The following is a 15,814-nucleotide window of genomic DNA, read 5'->3' on the forward strand; positions in this document are numbered from 1 at the left end:
CGATCAGTTGTCACCGAGGGCCACCCGGACCAGGTCGTCCAGGTTCATCGCGTCCAGCGCGCTGCCCTGCTGCTCCGCCACCGGCGCGGCGGGTTGCCCACCCGTGGACTCCGCGAGACCCAGCAGGGTCCGTACGAGCCCCGCCTCTTCGAACCTGGCCAGCGGGATCGCGGCCAGCGCCCGGCGGAACTCCGCCTCGTTCGGCGCCCCGTCGTCCCCGTCCGGGCCGGGCCCGCCGGCGCCGGTCCCCACGGCCTCGTCGTCGGGGAAGAGTTCGGCCGCCAGGAAGCGGCCCATGGCGGTGGGGGTGGGATGGTTGAAGATCAGAGTGGCGGGCAGCGCCCTGCCGACCTCGGCGCCCAGCCGGTTGCGGAGGTCGAGCGCGGTCAGCGAGTCGACACCGAGGTCGAGGAAGCCGCGGCCGGGATCGACCGAGTCCAGGGTGGGGTGGCCGAGCACGGTCGCCACCTGGCTCCGTACGAGGTCGACCAGGGCCCGGTGGCGCTCATCGGGCGCAAGGCCCGCGAACCGCTGTACGCCATCTGCCGTCTCGCCCCGCCCGGCCGAACGCAGCGGAGCGGGGCCCGCGGCTCGTACCAACTGCCGCAGGAGGGCCGGTACTTCAGGCTGGCTGCGCAGGGCGGCGAAGTCCAGGACGGCGGGCACCAGCGCGCCGCGCCCGCCACCCGCACTGCCGCCTGTCGGCCTCTCGGCCGGATGGGCGGTCGCGTCGTGTGACCCGCCGGCGGCGTTCCGCAGGCCGTCGGCTGTCTCGTCCGGCCCATCGGCCGAGTCGCCCAACCCGTCGGCTGCGCTGCGTGGCTTGCCGGCTGTGTCACCCGGTCCACCGGCCGTGTCGCCCGGCCCTTCGGCCTCCGACTCACCGCCGACCGCGGCCCGCGCATCGGCCTCGGCCCGCACCGCCAAGTCGAACAGGGCGAGCCCCTGCTCGGTCGCCATGGGGGCCAGGCCCGTGCGGCCCAGCCGACGCAGATCGGCCTCCGCCAGGTGGTCGGTCATCCCGCCCGCCTCGGCCCACAGCCCCCAGGCCAGGGCGAGGCCGGGCAGCCCGGCCGCACGGCGGTGCTGTGCCAGCGCGTCGAGGAAGGCGTTGGCCGCCGCGTAACTCGCCTGCCCCGCCTGGCCGAGCGTGCCGGCAGCCGACGAGTAGAGCACGAAGGCCCGCAGGTCGTAAGGGCGTGTCAGTTCGTGCAGATGCCAGGCCGCGTCCACCTTCGGCCGCAGCACCGCCGCGACCCGCTCCGGCGTCAACGAGCCGACCACCCCGTCGTCCAGCACCCCGGCCGTGTGCACCACACCGGTCAGCGGGAGGTCGGCGGGGACCGCCCGGAGCGCCGTGGCCAGCGCCGCGCGGTCCGTGACGTCACAGGCGACCACCGTCACCCTGGCCCCCGCCGCCGTCAACTCCGCGCGCAACTGCTCCGCGCCGTCGGCCGCCGGACCGCGCCGGCTCACCAGCAGCAGGCTGCGCACCCCGTACGCGGCGACCAGGTGCCGGGCGAGCACGCCCCCGAGCAGCCCGGTGCCACCGGTGATCAGCACCGTCCCCGTGCCGTCGAAGGGGCTCGCCCCCGCACCGGCCGAAGGCGCCACCTTGGTCAACCGTGGCGCGAACAACATGCCTGCGCGCGCAGCGAGTTGAGGCTCATCCGAAGCGCCGCGCGCGAGCGCGCGCAGCAGGGCCAGGTACGAGTTGGGGTCGCCGTCGAGATCGGCGAGCGCCAACCGGCCGGGATGCTCCGACCGCGCGGACCGCAACAAACCCCACAGCGGGGCCCGGACCAGGTCCACGGGCTCGTCCCCGGCCCGTACGGTCACCGCCCCGCGGGTGAGCAACACCAGACGGGAGGCGGCGAACCGCTCATCGGCCAGCCAGGACTGCACGAGCGCAAGCCCCTCACGGACGGCCGCGTGTGCCGCCCCGACCACCCCGCCCGAACCCTGCGCGCGGGCCCCGGACTCCGACCCGGCCCCGAACCCTGACACGTCCCCAGCCGCAGCTTCGCCGTCGGGCGTGGCCTCGCCATCGGCGAGGAACGGTACGAGCACCGTGTCCGGCACCTGGCCCCCCGCGTCGACCGCGGCGACCAACGCGCCGAGGTCGTCGGCCACCCGTTCCGGAGCCGCGTCCGCGAGGTCGGGGAGCAGCGCCGCGGACCCGACGAGTACGGGCCGGCCGGCACTGGTCGGCGGAACGTCAACGACCGTCGCTGGCACCCAATCCACGTGGTACAGCGGGTCGTTGAGCCCGCTGGCAACGGCCCGGAACTGTTCGGCGGTCACCGATCGCAGCGTCAGCGCGTCGATCGAGACGACCGGCTGGCCCGTCGTGTCCGTGGCCAGCACGGCGACCGTGTCGGTCCCGGTGGGCGTCAGGCGTACGCGCAGGGCGCTGGCCCCGGTGGCGTGCAGGGTGACCCCGCTGAAGGTGAACGGCAGCCGCACCTGGTCCGAGCCCTCAAGCAGCGTCCCGTGCAGGGCCGCGTCCAGTAGGGCCGGGTGTACGTCGAACCGGTCGGCGTCCGCCAGTTGCGGCTCAGCCAACTCGACCTCCGCCACCACGTCGCCACCCACCTGCGCGAGCCGCCGCAAACCCTGGAAGGCGGGCCCGTAGTCAAAACCGACCGCGGCCAGCCGCTCGTAGACCCCGTCGGCCCCGTCGAGCACGTCCCCGCGCCCGGGCCACGCCCCTTCCGTCGGCAGCGCCCCCTTCGCCGACACCAGGCCCACCGCGTGCTGCACCCATCCCTCACCCTCCGTGGGGTGTGGGGGGTGGGGTGTGGAGTGGATGGTGAGGGGGTGTTGTCCGTTGGTGTTGGGGGTGCCGATGTGGATTTGGAGGTGTTGGGGTTGGTGGGGTGTGAGGGTGAGTGGGGTGTGGAGGGTGAGTTCGTCGATGTGGTGGAGTCCGGTGTGGTGTGCGGTGTGGAGGGCGAGTTCGAGGAGTGCGGTGCCGGGGAGGAGTGGGGTGTTCCAGAGGGCGTGGTCGTTGAGCCAGGGGTGGGTGTGGGTGGAGATCTGTCCGGTGTAGAGGGTCTCCTGGCTACCGGCAAGGTCCGTACGCGTAAGAGAGAAGGGGTGCCCGGTGGCCCCACTCCCCAGGTGTGGGCTGGGAGAGGAAGCAGTGAGCCAGTAGTGCTGGCGTTGGAAGGGGTAGGTGGGGAGGTCGGGGCGAGCGGTGGTGGGTGGGAGGAGGTGGGTCCAGTTGGGGGGTGTGCCGTGGGCGGTGGTGGTGGCTGCTGCGGTGAGGAGTTGGGTCCAGTTGCCGTGGTCGCGGCGGAGGGTTCCGGTGATGGTGGTGGGGTGTCCGGTGGTGTCGGTGATGTCGTGGAGTGGGGTGGTGAGGATGGGGTGGGGGCTGATTTCGATGAAGAGGGTGTGTCCGTTGTTCAGTGCGGTGGTGACGGCGTGGGTGAGGAGTACGGGTTGGCGGAGGTTGGTGTACCAGTAGTCGGCGGTGAGTTGGGTGGTGTCGAGGGTTTCGCCGGTGGTGGTGGAGTAGAACGGGATGTCGCTCGCCGTCGGCTTCAACTCGCCCAAGCTGTCGGCTAGTTGGCTTTTCAGGGTTTCGACGTAGGGGCTGTGTGATGCGTAGTCGACGTTGATGCGGCGGGCGTGGATGCCCTGCTGTTCGCAGTGCGTGAGGAGTTGCTCTATTGCGGTGGTTTCGCCGGCGATGACGGTGGTGTGGGGTCCGTTGTGTGCGGCGATGTGGAGTTGGTCTCCCCATGTTCCGGGGAGTTGTTGGGTTGCTTCGGGGGTGAGGGTGACCGATGCCATGGTGCCGTGGCCGGTGAGGGTGGTGTGGATGGCTTGGCTGCGGAGCGCGGTGACCCGGGCGCCGTCTTCCAGGGTCAGTGCTCCGGCGATGACGGCGGCGGGGATTTCGCCTTGGGAGTGTCCGATGACGGCGGCGGGTTGGATGCCGAGGGATTGCCATACCTTGGCGAGGGAGATCATGACGGCGAAGAGTGCGGGTTGGACGATGTCGACGCGCTCGATGGGTTCACCGTTGGTGAGTACTTCGGTGAGTGACCAGTCCACGTACGGTGCGAGTGCGTTCTCGCATTCGGCTATTGACTGGCGGAAGACGTCGGATGTGGTGAGGAGTTCGGTGGCCATGCCGGTCCACTGCGAGCCCTGACCTGGGAAGACGAACACGGGCCGGCCGTGGTTGCCGCTGCCGGTGACGACGCCGGGGTGTTCCTGGCCGTTGGCGAGGGCGTGCAGGGTCTCGCGTAGGTGGTCGCGGTCGTGGGCGAGGAGTACGGCGCGGTGTTCGAGGGTGGCTCGGCCGGTCAGCAGGGTGTGGGCGATGGTGTGCGGGCCGGTGTCGGGGTGTTCTTCGACGTACGCGGCAAGTTGCGCGGCCTGGGCGCGCAGGGCTTGGGTGTCGCGGGCGGAGATGACCAACGGCACCACACCCGTGGCAATCGCCGTGGCATCGTCGCCCGGGGCATCCTCGGACGCCGGCCCGGCTGCCTCTTCTGGGGCTTGCTCCAGGATGACGTGGGCGTTGGTGCCGCTGATGCCGAAGGAGGAGACGGCGGCTCGGCGGGGGCGGTCAGTCTCGGGCCAGGGGCGGGCTTCGGTGAGCAGGCGTACGGCCCCGGACTCCCAGTCGACGTGCGGCGTGGGCTCGTCCACGTGCAGCGTCTTTGGCAGGGTGCCGTGTTGCATGGCTTGCACCATTTTGATGATGCCGCCGACGCCTGCTGCGGCTTGGGTGTGTCCGATGTTGGACTTCAGCGAACCCAGCCACAGCGGCCGATCGGCCGGTCGGTCCTGCCCGTAGGTGGCGAGCAGCGCCTGTGCCTCGATCGGGTCACCCAACCGCGTGCCCGTGCCGTGCGCCTCCACCACGTCCACGTCTGCCGGAGTGAGGCGCGCATCGGCGAGGGCCTGCCGGATCACCCGTTGTTGGGCCGGACCGCTCGGTGCGCTCAACCCGTTGGACGCGCCGTCCTGGTTGATGGCTGACCCGCGGAGTACGGCGAGTACGTGGTGGCCGTTGCGCTGTGCGTCGGAGAGGCGTTCGAGGAGGAGTACGCCGACGCCTTCGCCCCAGCCGGTGCCGTCGGCTGCTGCGGCGAATGCCTTGCAGCGGCCGTCGGGGGAGAGGCCGCGTTGGCGGCTGAATTCGATGAACATGCCGGGGGCGGCCATGATGGCGGCGCCGCCGGCGAGGGCGAGGGTGGTTTCCCCGCGGCGTAGTGATTGGGCGGCCAGGTGCAGCGCGACCAGCGAGGACGAGCAGGCCGTGTCGACCGTGAGCGCCGGGCCTTCGAGCCCGAACACGTACGACAACCGCCCGGACAGCACACTGACGGTGCTGCCGGTCAGCACATGACCGTTGACCCGTTCGGACGCCAGGTGCATGGGCTCGCCGTAGTCCTGCGTCATCGCGCCGATGAACACGCCGCCGGGGCTGCCGCGCAGCGCCGTCGGGTCGATGCCCGCCCGCTCGAACGCCTCCCAGGTGGCTTCCAGGAGCACCCGCTGCTGCGGGTCCATGGCCAGCGCCTCGCGCGGACCGATACCGAAGAAGCCCGCGTCGAACTGGTCGGCGTCGTGCAGGAAACCACCCTCGCTGACGTACGTCGTGCCGGGGCGGTCCGGGTCCGGGTCGTGCAGGCCGTCCCAGCCCCGGTTCACGGGGAACGGGGAGAGGGCGTCCGTGCCGTCGGCGACCAGGCGCCACAGGGCGTCGGGGGTGTCGGCGCCGCCGGGGAAACGGCAGCTCATCGCGATGATGGCGATCGGCTCGTCGGCGGTCACGGGCCCGGCAGCGAGGGGTGCGACGGGGCCCGGGCCGCCGGGGTGCACCAGCGCGTCGTGCACGTACGAGACGACCGCCTCGACCGTCGGCCGGTCGAAGAGCAGGGTCATCGGGAGCGGCAGGCCCGTCGCGGCCACCAGCCGGTTGCGCAGTTCGACGGCGGTGAGCGAGTCGAACCCCAGCTCCTTGAACGGTCGACGGACCTCGTGCCCTTCGAGGGCGCGGCCCCCGCGCACCGCGCCGACCTGGGCGCGTACCAAATCCGTCAGCCAGGCGGACCGCTCGGCCGCGGAGCGCGCGGCGAGTTCGCGGCGGAGCCGGACGGTGGGGCCTGCGCCGCCGCCAGCGGCCCGCTCGGCCGCACTGCCGGTCGCCTCCGCGTCGAACGGATAGTGGGGCAAGCGCATCCGCTGGGCGCCCGAGCCCCGGAACAGGGCGCCCCAATCGACCGCGACCCCGCGCACGTACGACTCCGCCAGGGAGTGCAGAAAGGCAGGCACGCCGGGGGCGCGCCGGCGCAGGGAGCCCACCACGGTGGTGTGCGCGCCAAGGCCCTCGTCCTCCACCGTCTCCTGCATCGCACCCAACAGCACCGGATGCGGGCTGACCTCGATGAACGTCCGGTGACCCGCTGCCAGCAGGGCGCGGGTGGCCTGCTCGAAGCGGATCTCCCGGGTGATGTTGCGCTGCCAGTACGGGCCGTCGAGCCCCGCGGTCTCCAAGTGGCCACCGGTCAGCGACGAGTAGAAGGGAAGCGATGACGCGCGCGCCTCCCGGCCGGCCAGCCCGCCGAGCAGGAGGTCGTTGTCCAGGTGTAGCGCGGGCGAGTGCGCTGGTAGGTCGTTCCCGAGCAGCTTGGCGCGCACCCCGTCCGCGTCCAACTCGGCCAGCAGCTCGGCCACTGCCGCCCGGTCGCCGCTGAACAGTACGGAGTGCGGGCCGTTGGAGCCCGCGAAGTGCAGCCGGTCGCCCCAGCGGGCGAGCCGGCGCTCCAGATCGGCGCGGCACGCCAGAGCCGAGGCCAGGTCGCCGTCGCCGGTCGCGCCCGCCTGGGCGCGGCTCCACAGGGCCACCACCTGCGCGGCTTCCTCCAGCGTGAGTGCCCCGGCGAGGTGCGCGGCGGCTATCTCGCCCAGGCTGGCGCCCACCACGGCCGCCGGCTCGATGCCGCACGCGCGCCACAGTGCGGCGAGCGAGACCATGACGGCGAACAGGGCGGGCTGTACGACGTCGACGGCCCGCAACTCGGGGGCGCCCGGCACACCGCGCAGCACCTCGTACAGGTCCCAGTCGACGTACGGCTCCAGCGCGTCCGCGCAGGCGCGGAGCTCGTGCCGGAAGACCTCGGAGGACTCCACCAGGTCCAGGGCCATCCCCGGCCACTGCGAACCCTGCCCGGGGAAGACGAAGACCGGGCGCAGGTCGCCGGCCCCGTCGGCTCCGGCCCCGACCTCGGCGGCCCCAGCCCCGGGGCCCTGCTGGGCGGCGTCCACGACCAGCGGGGTGAAGGTGCCGTCGGCGACGGCGCGCAGTCCGAGCAGGGCATCGGCACGGTCGGCCGCCAGGACGACGGCCCGGTGCGCGAACGCGGAGCGGGTGGTGGCCAGTGACAGCCCGAGGTCCTTCAGGTCGAGCGAGGGAAGATCCGTGACGCGCTGGTGAAGGGCCGCGGCCGTGGCTCGTAGGGCGGCGTCGCTGTGCCCGGAGAGGACGAGCGGGACCAGGGGAGCGGTGTCCAGCGGTACGGCGCCCGGGACCTTCGGCGCGCCGGCGCGAGTGGCGGGCGGTACGGGGGCGGCGCCCACCAAGGCGACCACCTCCGCCGCGGTGCGCTCGGCGCTCCCCGCCGGGAACGTGTCGGAGGTGTCGGACGGGGCGGCGTCCGGCGCCCGGTCCGACGCGGTGCCGTCGGACAGCACTCCGTACACCCGGCCCCCGGCCAGGGCCGCTTGCGAGCGTCGGCACAGCACCACCACGACGCCGCCGGCCCCGCCGACCCCTGCGGTTCCGGGGCTGACCGCGCCGGCGAGCGCGAGATCGACCGTGCCGTGGCGCAGCTCGTCGGCGGCGAGCGCCACCGCGGCCCGTACCGCGTCCCGGCCCGATGGCGCCGCGCCGCGCCGGCCCACCGTGGCCCGGGGGCCGGTCAGGCGCAGGCCGGCGGCGACCTGTTCGGCCAGGCCGCCGGCGCCGTCACCGCCGGGACCCACACCGCGAGGACCGCCGTCACCGTCGCCGCAGGCGTCGGCCGTGGCGAAGAAGCACCCGGTGCGGCCGTCGGCGAGCGCGCCGGGCACGGTCCCGCCGTCTTCCAGTGCGGTCCATGCCAACCGCAGTGCCAGCGAGAGATCGGCGGTCGGTTCGGTCGTCGCCGGGAGCGAGAAGAAGGCGCGGTCGGCGTCCGGGGCGGGTTGCGCCCCGCCTCCTCGGTGGGCGGCGAGTCCGACGATGACGACGGGATCGGCTTGCTGGCTTGGCTGCGGCACGGGCTTCCTCATCGACTCGTCTCACCATCCGGTGCACCGGCAGGGTGATGGCTCGTGGGCAAGGGATCGGGTGAGCGGCGCAGGCGGCGATCCGTCGCCGAGCAGGCCGCAGGGCATCGACCGCGTCCATCGGGAGAGCACGCTGAGCCCTCGTCAACGGCCCGCAACCGCAGGCCGCGCCACGCTCGTCCGCCCCCCTGGTACCTACGGCGATCATTGCCCCGCGCCCGGGCGAGAACAGTTGAGCTGGTGGCTCCCGTGGTGCTCCCCCGTGCGCTGATCAGCACCCTGCCACGGGGATCTTGGAGTCATCTTGGAGCCAACTTGGAGCAGTCTTGCGGTGGTTGAGGCGTAAATGAAGATGGCCCGCTCCGGCCTGTCCTGGGACAGGTTCGAAGCGGGCCATCAGCGGCTTCGCGACCGTCGATGCCACGGCGCGTGGGCCGGGGCCGGGCGTGAAGGGGCCCGGGAGCCTCGGGGCTCCGGGGGCTCGGGGAGTCAGCGAATGGGGGACATGTGGCTCGGGCGTCGGCGCTCGGACGTCGGATCACCGCACAGGATCCGCCGGAACAGCGTCTGCAACTCCTCGCCCGGATCGATCCCGTACTCGTCAGCCAGCGCACGCCGCGCGCGGTGGTAGGTGTCGATCGCCTCCACGCGCCGACCCGCGTGACACAGCGCCCGCATCAGCAGCAGGTTGAAGCGCTCCCTGGTCGGGAAACGGGCGCTCAGCGCCGACAGCTCGGCCGCGATCACCGAGATGTCCCCGGGCTCCGCGAGCCGGGCCTCCCAGTAGCTCTCCAGCGCCAGCAGCCACAGCTCGTCGAACCGGGCGGCCACCTGCGCGCCGAGCGTGTAGTCACTGACCTCCGGATGGGCGCCCCCGCGCCACAGCGCCAGGGCCCGCTCCAGCGAATGGCACGCCTGCTGCGGCCGGCCCGCCAGCAGGAGCCGCCGGCCCTCCTGCATCAGCCGTTCGAAGCGCACCGCGTCGACGCTCTCCGGATCGACCGCGAGGACGTAGCCGGCGGCCTCGCGCCGCAACACGTTGTCCCGGCTGCGCGGTGGTCGATGCGGCTCCAAAGTGCGCCGCAGATTGGACACGTAACTGTGCAGGTTCGTCATTGCCGCGCTGGGTGCCCTGCGCGGCCAGACGGCCTCCGTGAGCTGCTCCGCGGTCACCGGATGGCCCGGGGTGAGAAGCAGTGCGGACAACACGGCTCGCTGTCGGGCCGAGCCAAGGTTTACCGGACTGCCGTGAACACTTACCCCGACCGGACCAAGGACGTGGAAATGCACTAGATAATCCACGGTCGAAAAGACCCCCGAATGTTGTCGATAGGAACCTGGTGACGCGACGTGCAGACGGTAACGCCCTAACGCCTGGTCACGTGTTCTTACCCGATGGGTGCCAGCGTACTGACCGAAACGTGAAAGTGAAGGGCTGGAGTTGCCGCGCATCAACTGATATGGCGCGGCGTCCTGGTACTGGCCAACTCATCGGGCCGGGGTCGAATCAGCCTCGCTGACCTGCGGCTTCGCGAGGCGGATCGAGAGGGGGCGGAGGCGTCTTGCCGGGGCCGTCGGCCAAGGTGAACGGTGTTTCGGCGATTGAAACATCGATGTGTAAAAGAATTGTTTATTCGTCGCGACGGTTGAGTGCGGTCGGCCCATCGGGCCGTGCGCGGCAAAGTGATTCACCATGTCGCCGGCTGTCCAGATAGTGACACGTCCCTTGCTTACCCGACGGTAAGAAGGGGCGCTGGCGGCGATCATCGGGATTGGCGTGAAACCGTCTTCTCCTGGCCCGCGTCCGTCGCGTCCGCCGTGCTGGTCCCGGGCCCGCCCGCATCCTGCCGGGCGGTGGGTCGAAGTGGCTGCCGAGCTCCGCGCCGCGGCCCTTCGGGCAGGTTGGGCGCTGGTTCCGATGGCGGTGCCCATGCGGCGGGGCCGGGGCTCTGCGGGGCGGGTGCCTAGTCCCGCAGGAGTAGCGGGCCCGGTATGGGTGTCGCGGTACGCCGCGTGGCGCCGCACCTTCGGGACATGCGGAAAGCGCGGCTGGCATATGGCCCGACCGTATTTTCGCACGCCGATCCGGAAAACGACCGGGGCGGGCCCGCGGGGAGGGAATGGATCGCTTTCTCGAAGTGAACGGGACGTAAACGAGTGGGCGGTCTCTCCTGGATTTTGATGAGGGCGCCAGAAGGGCGCGGAGATAATGCGTGACGGTTTGATGGGAAGGTGCTAGGTGGGGACGTTCGGAATACTTTCCGTGACTCCGTTATTAGTGTGAGCGTGGAAAGCAAGTAATTCGCTTTCTCGCTATGTGTCGACTGCATGGATGGGCGGTGTTCGCCCATGTGATATTCGACTACGGGACATCGAAAAGGCCGTCAGTCCTCCTTTCTTTCCCTTTCGGTCACACTCCGCCCGCTCGGCGCGGGGGCTCCGGGAAGCCGGCGGGCGCGGGCCGTACGCGAGGCGAGGCGGGGCGGAAGCATCCCGGGGCGCGCTGCCGGTTCGCCCGCCGTCGCCGCGCCGCACCTCGGGCGGGCGGGAGTGCGGCGGTCGGCCGGCGTGCGTGCGGTGGCCATCGGGGCGGCCCGGGGAGAGGTGGCCGAACCGCGCGGTTGACGTACTGTCATCCGTCGCGCTACCCAGCGTGTGCGGGACGTGTGAAGGCGCCGGGTGCGAAGGGAATGGCGGGGGCGAGGAGAGGGAGTAATGCCCTTCGCGCAACTGTGGAACTAGCTGTTCCGCTCTTCCGCTTTTCGCCCCTTCGTGATCAGCGGTAACGCGATCGACTCCGCGGGGCGACCATCGGCAATGCCCGCTTCGGCGGGACGGGTCTTCCCGGTCGCCGGTGGCCGGTCCTGGTTGCTCCATCCGCGACAAAAGGGCGGCGGGATGCACGGGCGTACGGCGGTCGAGGACTTTTCGGGATCGAAGTGGCGGGATGGGTGGATGTGGCGTGCAGGGCGGCGTTTGGCGTCCGCGGGAAAGCCATTACGGGGACGACGCACCGCAAACGGCGGGGTGCGCACCGTGGCGATCCGGAGCGGCGGCCGGCCTTTTCCGCCCGAACGCCACCCCATACGGGGCGGGAACGGTAGTAAGCACACGCAACCGCCCCGCACGCGGCCGACCTCGAACCCGCCGCCGCCCCACCCGAACGGTCGCGTCGCGGACTCCGCGTGGGCCGCGGGGGTTCGGCTCGGCCGGAAGCGACTCGGCCGGTGCGCCGCGGGGGCAGCAATTCGGCCAAGCTGTCGCGCAGGAGACGGGGCGCCCCGGCCGCGCGGACTGCCGGCTGGGGCCGCGGCTGATCACCAACAGCCACATCGCCAAGCCGCACCGCTGAGCCACGCCACTACAACCACACCCCCGCAGCCGCGCTCCGAGCCGGTCCGCACGGCCCACACCCACCACCCACACCGGCGCGGGCCAGCACGGACGCCGGTGGCACAGCCGCCGGGTCCCTGCTGGCCCACGCCGATGCGAAGGTCGAGCCGCCGGGAGGGCTACTTCGCGGCGAAGACCCCCAGCGCGTCGTACGCGATCCACGAACCAGTGGTCTTGCGCAGCCGCAGCACGTTCTCGCCGGCCGTGAACAACCCCGCGGCCAGCGGGAACTCGTAGTACGAGGGCTTGAGCGTGCTGCCGTAACGGGTGGCGTCGCCCTCAAGTGAGCCGCGGGTGGCGCCGTTGCGGAACTCCAGCTTCCGTACCGGCTTGTCGTTGAGCGTCAACTCGGCGGTGCCGGCGCTGGACGCGTGCGCGTCGATCAGCCACAGCGCGAACGCCAGGTCCTCCTTCGGCGCCGCGTCCAGATCGAAGCGGAGCGTGAACGTGTGCTGCTTGCGGCCGGCCCAGGAATCGCTCGGCCCCGGGTGGAGGTAGCTCCAGTCCCGGCCTGGCATGGAGGTGCCATACCGGTAGTCCACACCCTCCGGGAAAGTGGCCGAGAAGCGCGCGCTCCCGCTCGGCGACAGTGCGAACTCCAGGCCCTTGTGGTCGAAATCACCCACCTGCGCCACCACTCGGCCGGCCGCCACGGACGCCTTGCTCGTACCCGGTACGGAACGCGCCGGGCGGGTCCGCGCCCCGGAGGCGACGACCGCGACCACCGTGTAGTGGCGGGTCCGCTTCTCGGGGCCGACCAGATGCGTGAAGTGCGGGTAGAGCGTGCGCCCCACCAGCGTCGCCGAACCGGGCAGGCTGCCCGGCCGCCCGGCGCGCTCGGTGGCGTACACCTCGTAGTGGTCGACGAGCTGGCCGTGGCCGTACGGGCGCCAGGTCAGCTCGACCGCGGCGAGGTCGCCGGCGGCGGCGAGCCCCGAGACGCTGCCGGGCGCATGGCCCACGGGCCCGCGGCCCCCGCGCGCGGCGACCTCGGGGGAGGAGGCGGAGAGGGTCGTGTCGGTCATGGTCAGCTCACCTTCTGCATGCCGGGACGGCCGTGCTCGACGCGGAACCGGTCGAGGGAGAAGCCAGCCGCTTGGTTGTCGGCGCGGACGTAGGGGACGGCGCGGTACTCGGCGGTGACCGCATCCGCGGCGGCACGGCCCAGGACGTAGCCGCGACGGCCGTCGTAGAACTTCGTCCACGGGTGTTGCAGCCAGTCCTTGGCGTAGTTGTCGCTCGGCGCGCCGTCACCGTCGGAGGCGATCGAGGTGCCCAGGAACTCGCTGCTCACCACGGCGGAGTCCGGGTTGTCGAAGTCGGCGAGCAGATCGGCGGCGATGGAGCGGTGGCAGTCTCCGGTGAAGACCACGGAGGGCGCCACGCCCCGCTCGCCGAGCACGTCGAGGAGGCGCTGCCGCGCGGCGGGGTAGCCGTCCCACTGGTCGACGCGGTTCTCCGTCACCTTGACCAGGCCCACCTGCTGGAGCAGCAGGTTCCACCGGGTGTCGGCCGAGCGGAGCCCCTGGTAGAGCCACCGCTCCTGGCCGGCGCCCAGGATGGAGCGGTCGGGGGCGTTCTGTTCCCCGGCGTTCGCCGGCTTCGGGCCGCGGTACTGCCGGGTGTCGAGCACGTGCAAGGTGGCGAGCCGGCCGTAGCGCAGCCGCCGGTGCAACTGGGCGTCCGGCCCGTGGGCCAACGCCAGCGGAGGCAGCGGGCAGTTCTCGTAGTACGCGCGGTACGCCACGGCCCGCCGCAGCAGGAAGTCCTCCGGGCTCAGGCCGTACTGCGACTGCTCGTCCGCGTAGTCGTTCTGCACCTCGTGGTCGTCCGGAGTGAGGATCCAGGGTGCTGCCGCGTGGGCCGCCTGGAGGTCGGGGTCGGACTTGAACAGCGAGTAGCGCAGCCGGTAGTCGGTGAGCGTGTTGGTCTCCACCTCGTGCGGGCCGCCCGGCAGCGGGGCGTTGCGCCACATGTTGGAGCTGGAGATGCCGTACTCGTAGATGTAGTCGCCGAGGAAGAACACCACGTCGGGGTCCTGGGCGACCAGGTCGCGGTAGGCGCTGAAGTGGCCGTGGTACCACGCCTGGCAGGAGGCGGTGGCGAAGGTGAAGGCGCCGCTGGTGCGGGTGTCGGGCGCGGTGCGGAACCGGCCGATCGGGCTGGTGTGGCCGTTGACCCGGAACTGGTAGAAGTACTGGCGGCCCGGCCGCAGGCCGCGCACCTGCGGGTGCACGGAGTGCCCCAGCTCGGGCAGGGCGACCGCGGTGCCCGCACGGACGACACGCCAGAAGCGCTCGTCCTCGGCGACCTGCCACTGCACGTCGTAGCCCGCGCCGGGCATCCCGCCGTGCCCGTCGGCGGCCAGCGGCTGCGGCGCCAGCCTGGTCCACATCACACAGCCGTCCGCAGTGGGCTCGCCGCTGGCCACCCCGAGGCGGAACGGGTTCTCGCGCAGCCGGGGAGCGAACCCCGCCGCCTCAGCCTGCCCGGCGAGTCCGGCACCGGCGAGCAGTGCGCCGATGCCGACACCGGTCGCCTGGAAGAAGAGGCGCCGTCCCGGGCCGGTGGGCGGTGGGGTTTTTGAACTCATTTGTCTCTCCTGGGCGTTGTCTGGATCCGGGGGCGATCGTCAGTGCCAGGAGTGGCCGCAGTGCGGCGGCCAGGTGAAGCCCCGCGAGACGCGAGTGGGACGTTCGACCGCCCGCCGTGACCGACCCGTGCCCCAGGAGTCGGGAGCCGGCGCAGCGGAACGCCGGTTGTGTGCGCTTCTGCCGGGAGTTTCGTGCATCGTCAGCTATATAGGTCGAAATTGGGTGATGCGCTGTGCCTGAGGGAGAGGACGGGAGAGGGAACGAGGCGGGGGCAGCGGGATCGGTGCAGTGGGGCGGGGACCTCCCGGGCCGCGGAAGCGCGTCCCGGACCCGCGGCGCGGAACCGTGTCCCAGGCTTACGGAGCTAGGCCCGGCCGTCACCCGCGGGCGCGCCGCTGGTGGCGGGCGAACATCTTCTCTGGCTTCGCCAGGCCGCGCCAGGGCCCGGCGAGGTATGCACCGTCCAACGTGTGGAAGACCCGACGTATGGTGTCGCGCTCCTCGGCCAGGGCCAGTGCCATGGCGAAGAGGTTGAACTCACGCTGCCAGCCGGGCCGGAACTCGTATGAGGGGTGCAGGATGCTGTGGCCCGCCGCGGCGCGCAACTCGGCCCGTATCTCGGGTGTTTCGAGACAGTCCACCGTGTCCTCGTCCTCCCAGACCTGGATGTACGCCAACGCGAGCACGCAGCCGACGGGGTGCCCCTGCGGAGCACGGGCGACCGCCTGCCGGGCGAACGCCAGCCCCTCACCCGGGGTACCGCCCCACCGCGGCAGCAAGTGGTACAGCCACTCCAGATGGGTGTGTACGTCGAACGGGTCGCGGTTCAGGGCGCCCGCCAGCCTGGCTTCGTTGACCTCAGTTCCCTGTGACGCGCCGCGTCCCAGGGTGAGCAGTTCGACCCAGGGAGTGACCCACTCCACCCGCAGCTCGACGGCCTCCAACAAGTGCTCCTCGGCGATGGCGAGCCGCTCGAAGAAGACCTCCCACTGTTCCCTGGACACCTGGGCGGCGAGCTGCGCGGTGCGTGCCTCCCAGCCCCAGATGATGTGTCGTGCTCCGGAGATCAGCAGGGCTTGGGCACGGAGCTCGGTGTCCTCCTCCTGCTCGACGGCCTGGACAATCCACTCCTGCACACCGTCCACCGAGGCCAGTTCCCTCAGGACGTGGCGGTCCCGGCCCAGGTCGAAGGGGGCGAGCGCCACCTTGACCGCAGGCCAGTCCCCGGCCCGCGCCGCCTCCGTCAGCGCCAACACCCGGGTGTCCCCGAGCGCGCGCAGCGTGTACATCCTGCTCCACCGCTTGCGCTCCACCGGCAGGGCGTACGGCCCCTGCGCCGGTCTCTCCGCCCCCTTGCCGAACAGCCTGCCCAACATCCCGCGCCCTCCCCTGGCCCACATGATCATCGGAGGCAGCATAGGGTGACGCGCCGGACCACCGGCTGGGGCCCCACCCACATGCCCGCCCACTCCCCAACGCGCGTGCGGAGTGGGTGGTTGGGTCCGCGGGTTGGGTGTCTCGCGTCGTGTCGC

General features: G+C 71.8%; 5 protein-coding genes. All 5 read right to left on the reverse strand.

Annotated elements, in window-relative coordinates:
- Window positions 1-3 precede the first annotated feature (3 nt).
- Window positions 4-8,298 carry an SDR family NAD(P)-dependent oxidoreductase gene (locus ACMA1D_RS13230; protein ID WP_414724121.1) on the reverse strand — a complete coding sequence of 2,765 codons (8,295 nt, stop codon included), beginning with the start codon at window positions 8,296-8,298 and terminating at the stop codon, window positions 4-6.
- Between the two features lie 486 nt (window positions 8,299-8,784).
- A complete protein-coding gene (locus tag ACMA1D_RS13235; RefSeq protein WP_414724122.1) occupies window positions 8,785-9,747 on the reverse strand; it encodes an AfsR/SARP family transcriptional regulator in 963 nt (320 codons plus the stop codon).
- A gap of 2,060 nt (window positions 9,748-11,807) precedes the next feature.
- Window positions 11,808-12,713 (reverse strand): polysaccharide lyase family protein, encoded by a 906-nt coding sequence (locus ACMA1D_RS13240; RefSeq protein ID WP_414724123.1) that lies wholly within the window; start codon window positions 12,711-12,713, stop codon window positions 11,808-11,810.
- 2 nt (window positions 12,714-12,715) lie between these two features.
- Window positions 12,716-14,281, reverse strand: a complete 1,566-nt coding sequence (locus tag ACMA1D_RS13245; protein WP_414724124.1) for an alkaline phosphatase D family protein — start codon at window positions 14,279-14,281, stop codon at window positions 12,716-12,718.
- A 378-nt stretch (window positions 14,282-14,659) separates the two neighbouring features.
- Window positions 14,660-15,658, reverse strand: coding sequence for a hypothetical protein (locus tag ACMA1D_RS13250; RefSeq protein WP_414724125.1), 999 nt, complete (start codon window positions 15,656-15,658; stop codon window positions 14,660-14,662).
- Between the last annotated feature and the right edge of the window lie 156 nt (window positions 15,659-15,814).

Source organism: Streptomyces sp. 796.1 (assembly GCF_047525675.1).
In the GTDB taxonomy this organism is placed as follows: Bacteria; Actinomycetota; Actinomycetes; order Streptomycetales; family Streptomycetaceae; genus Streptomyces.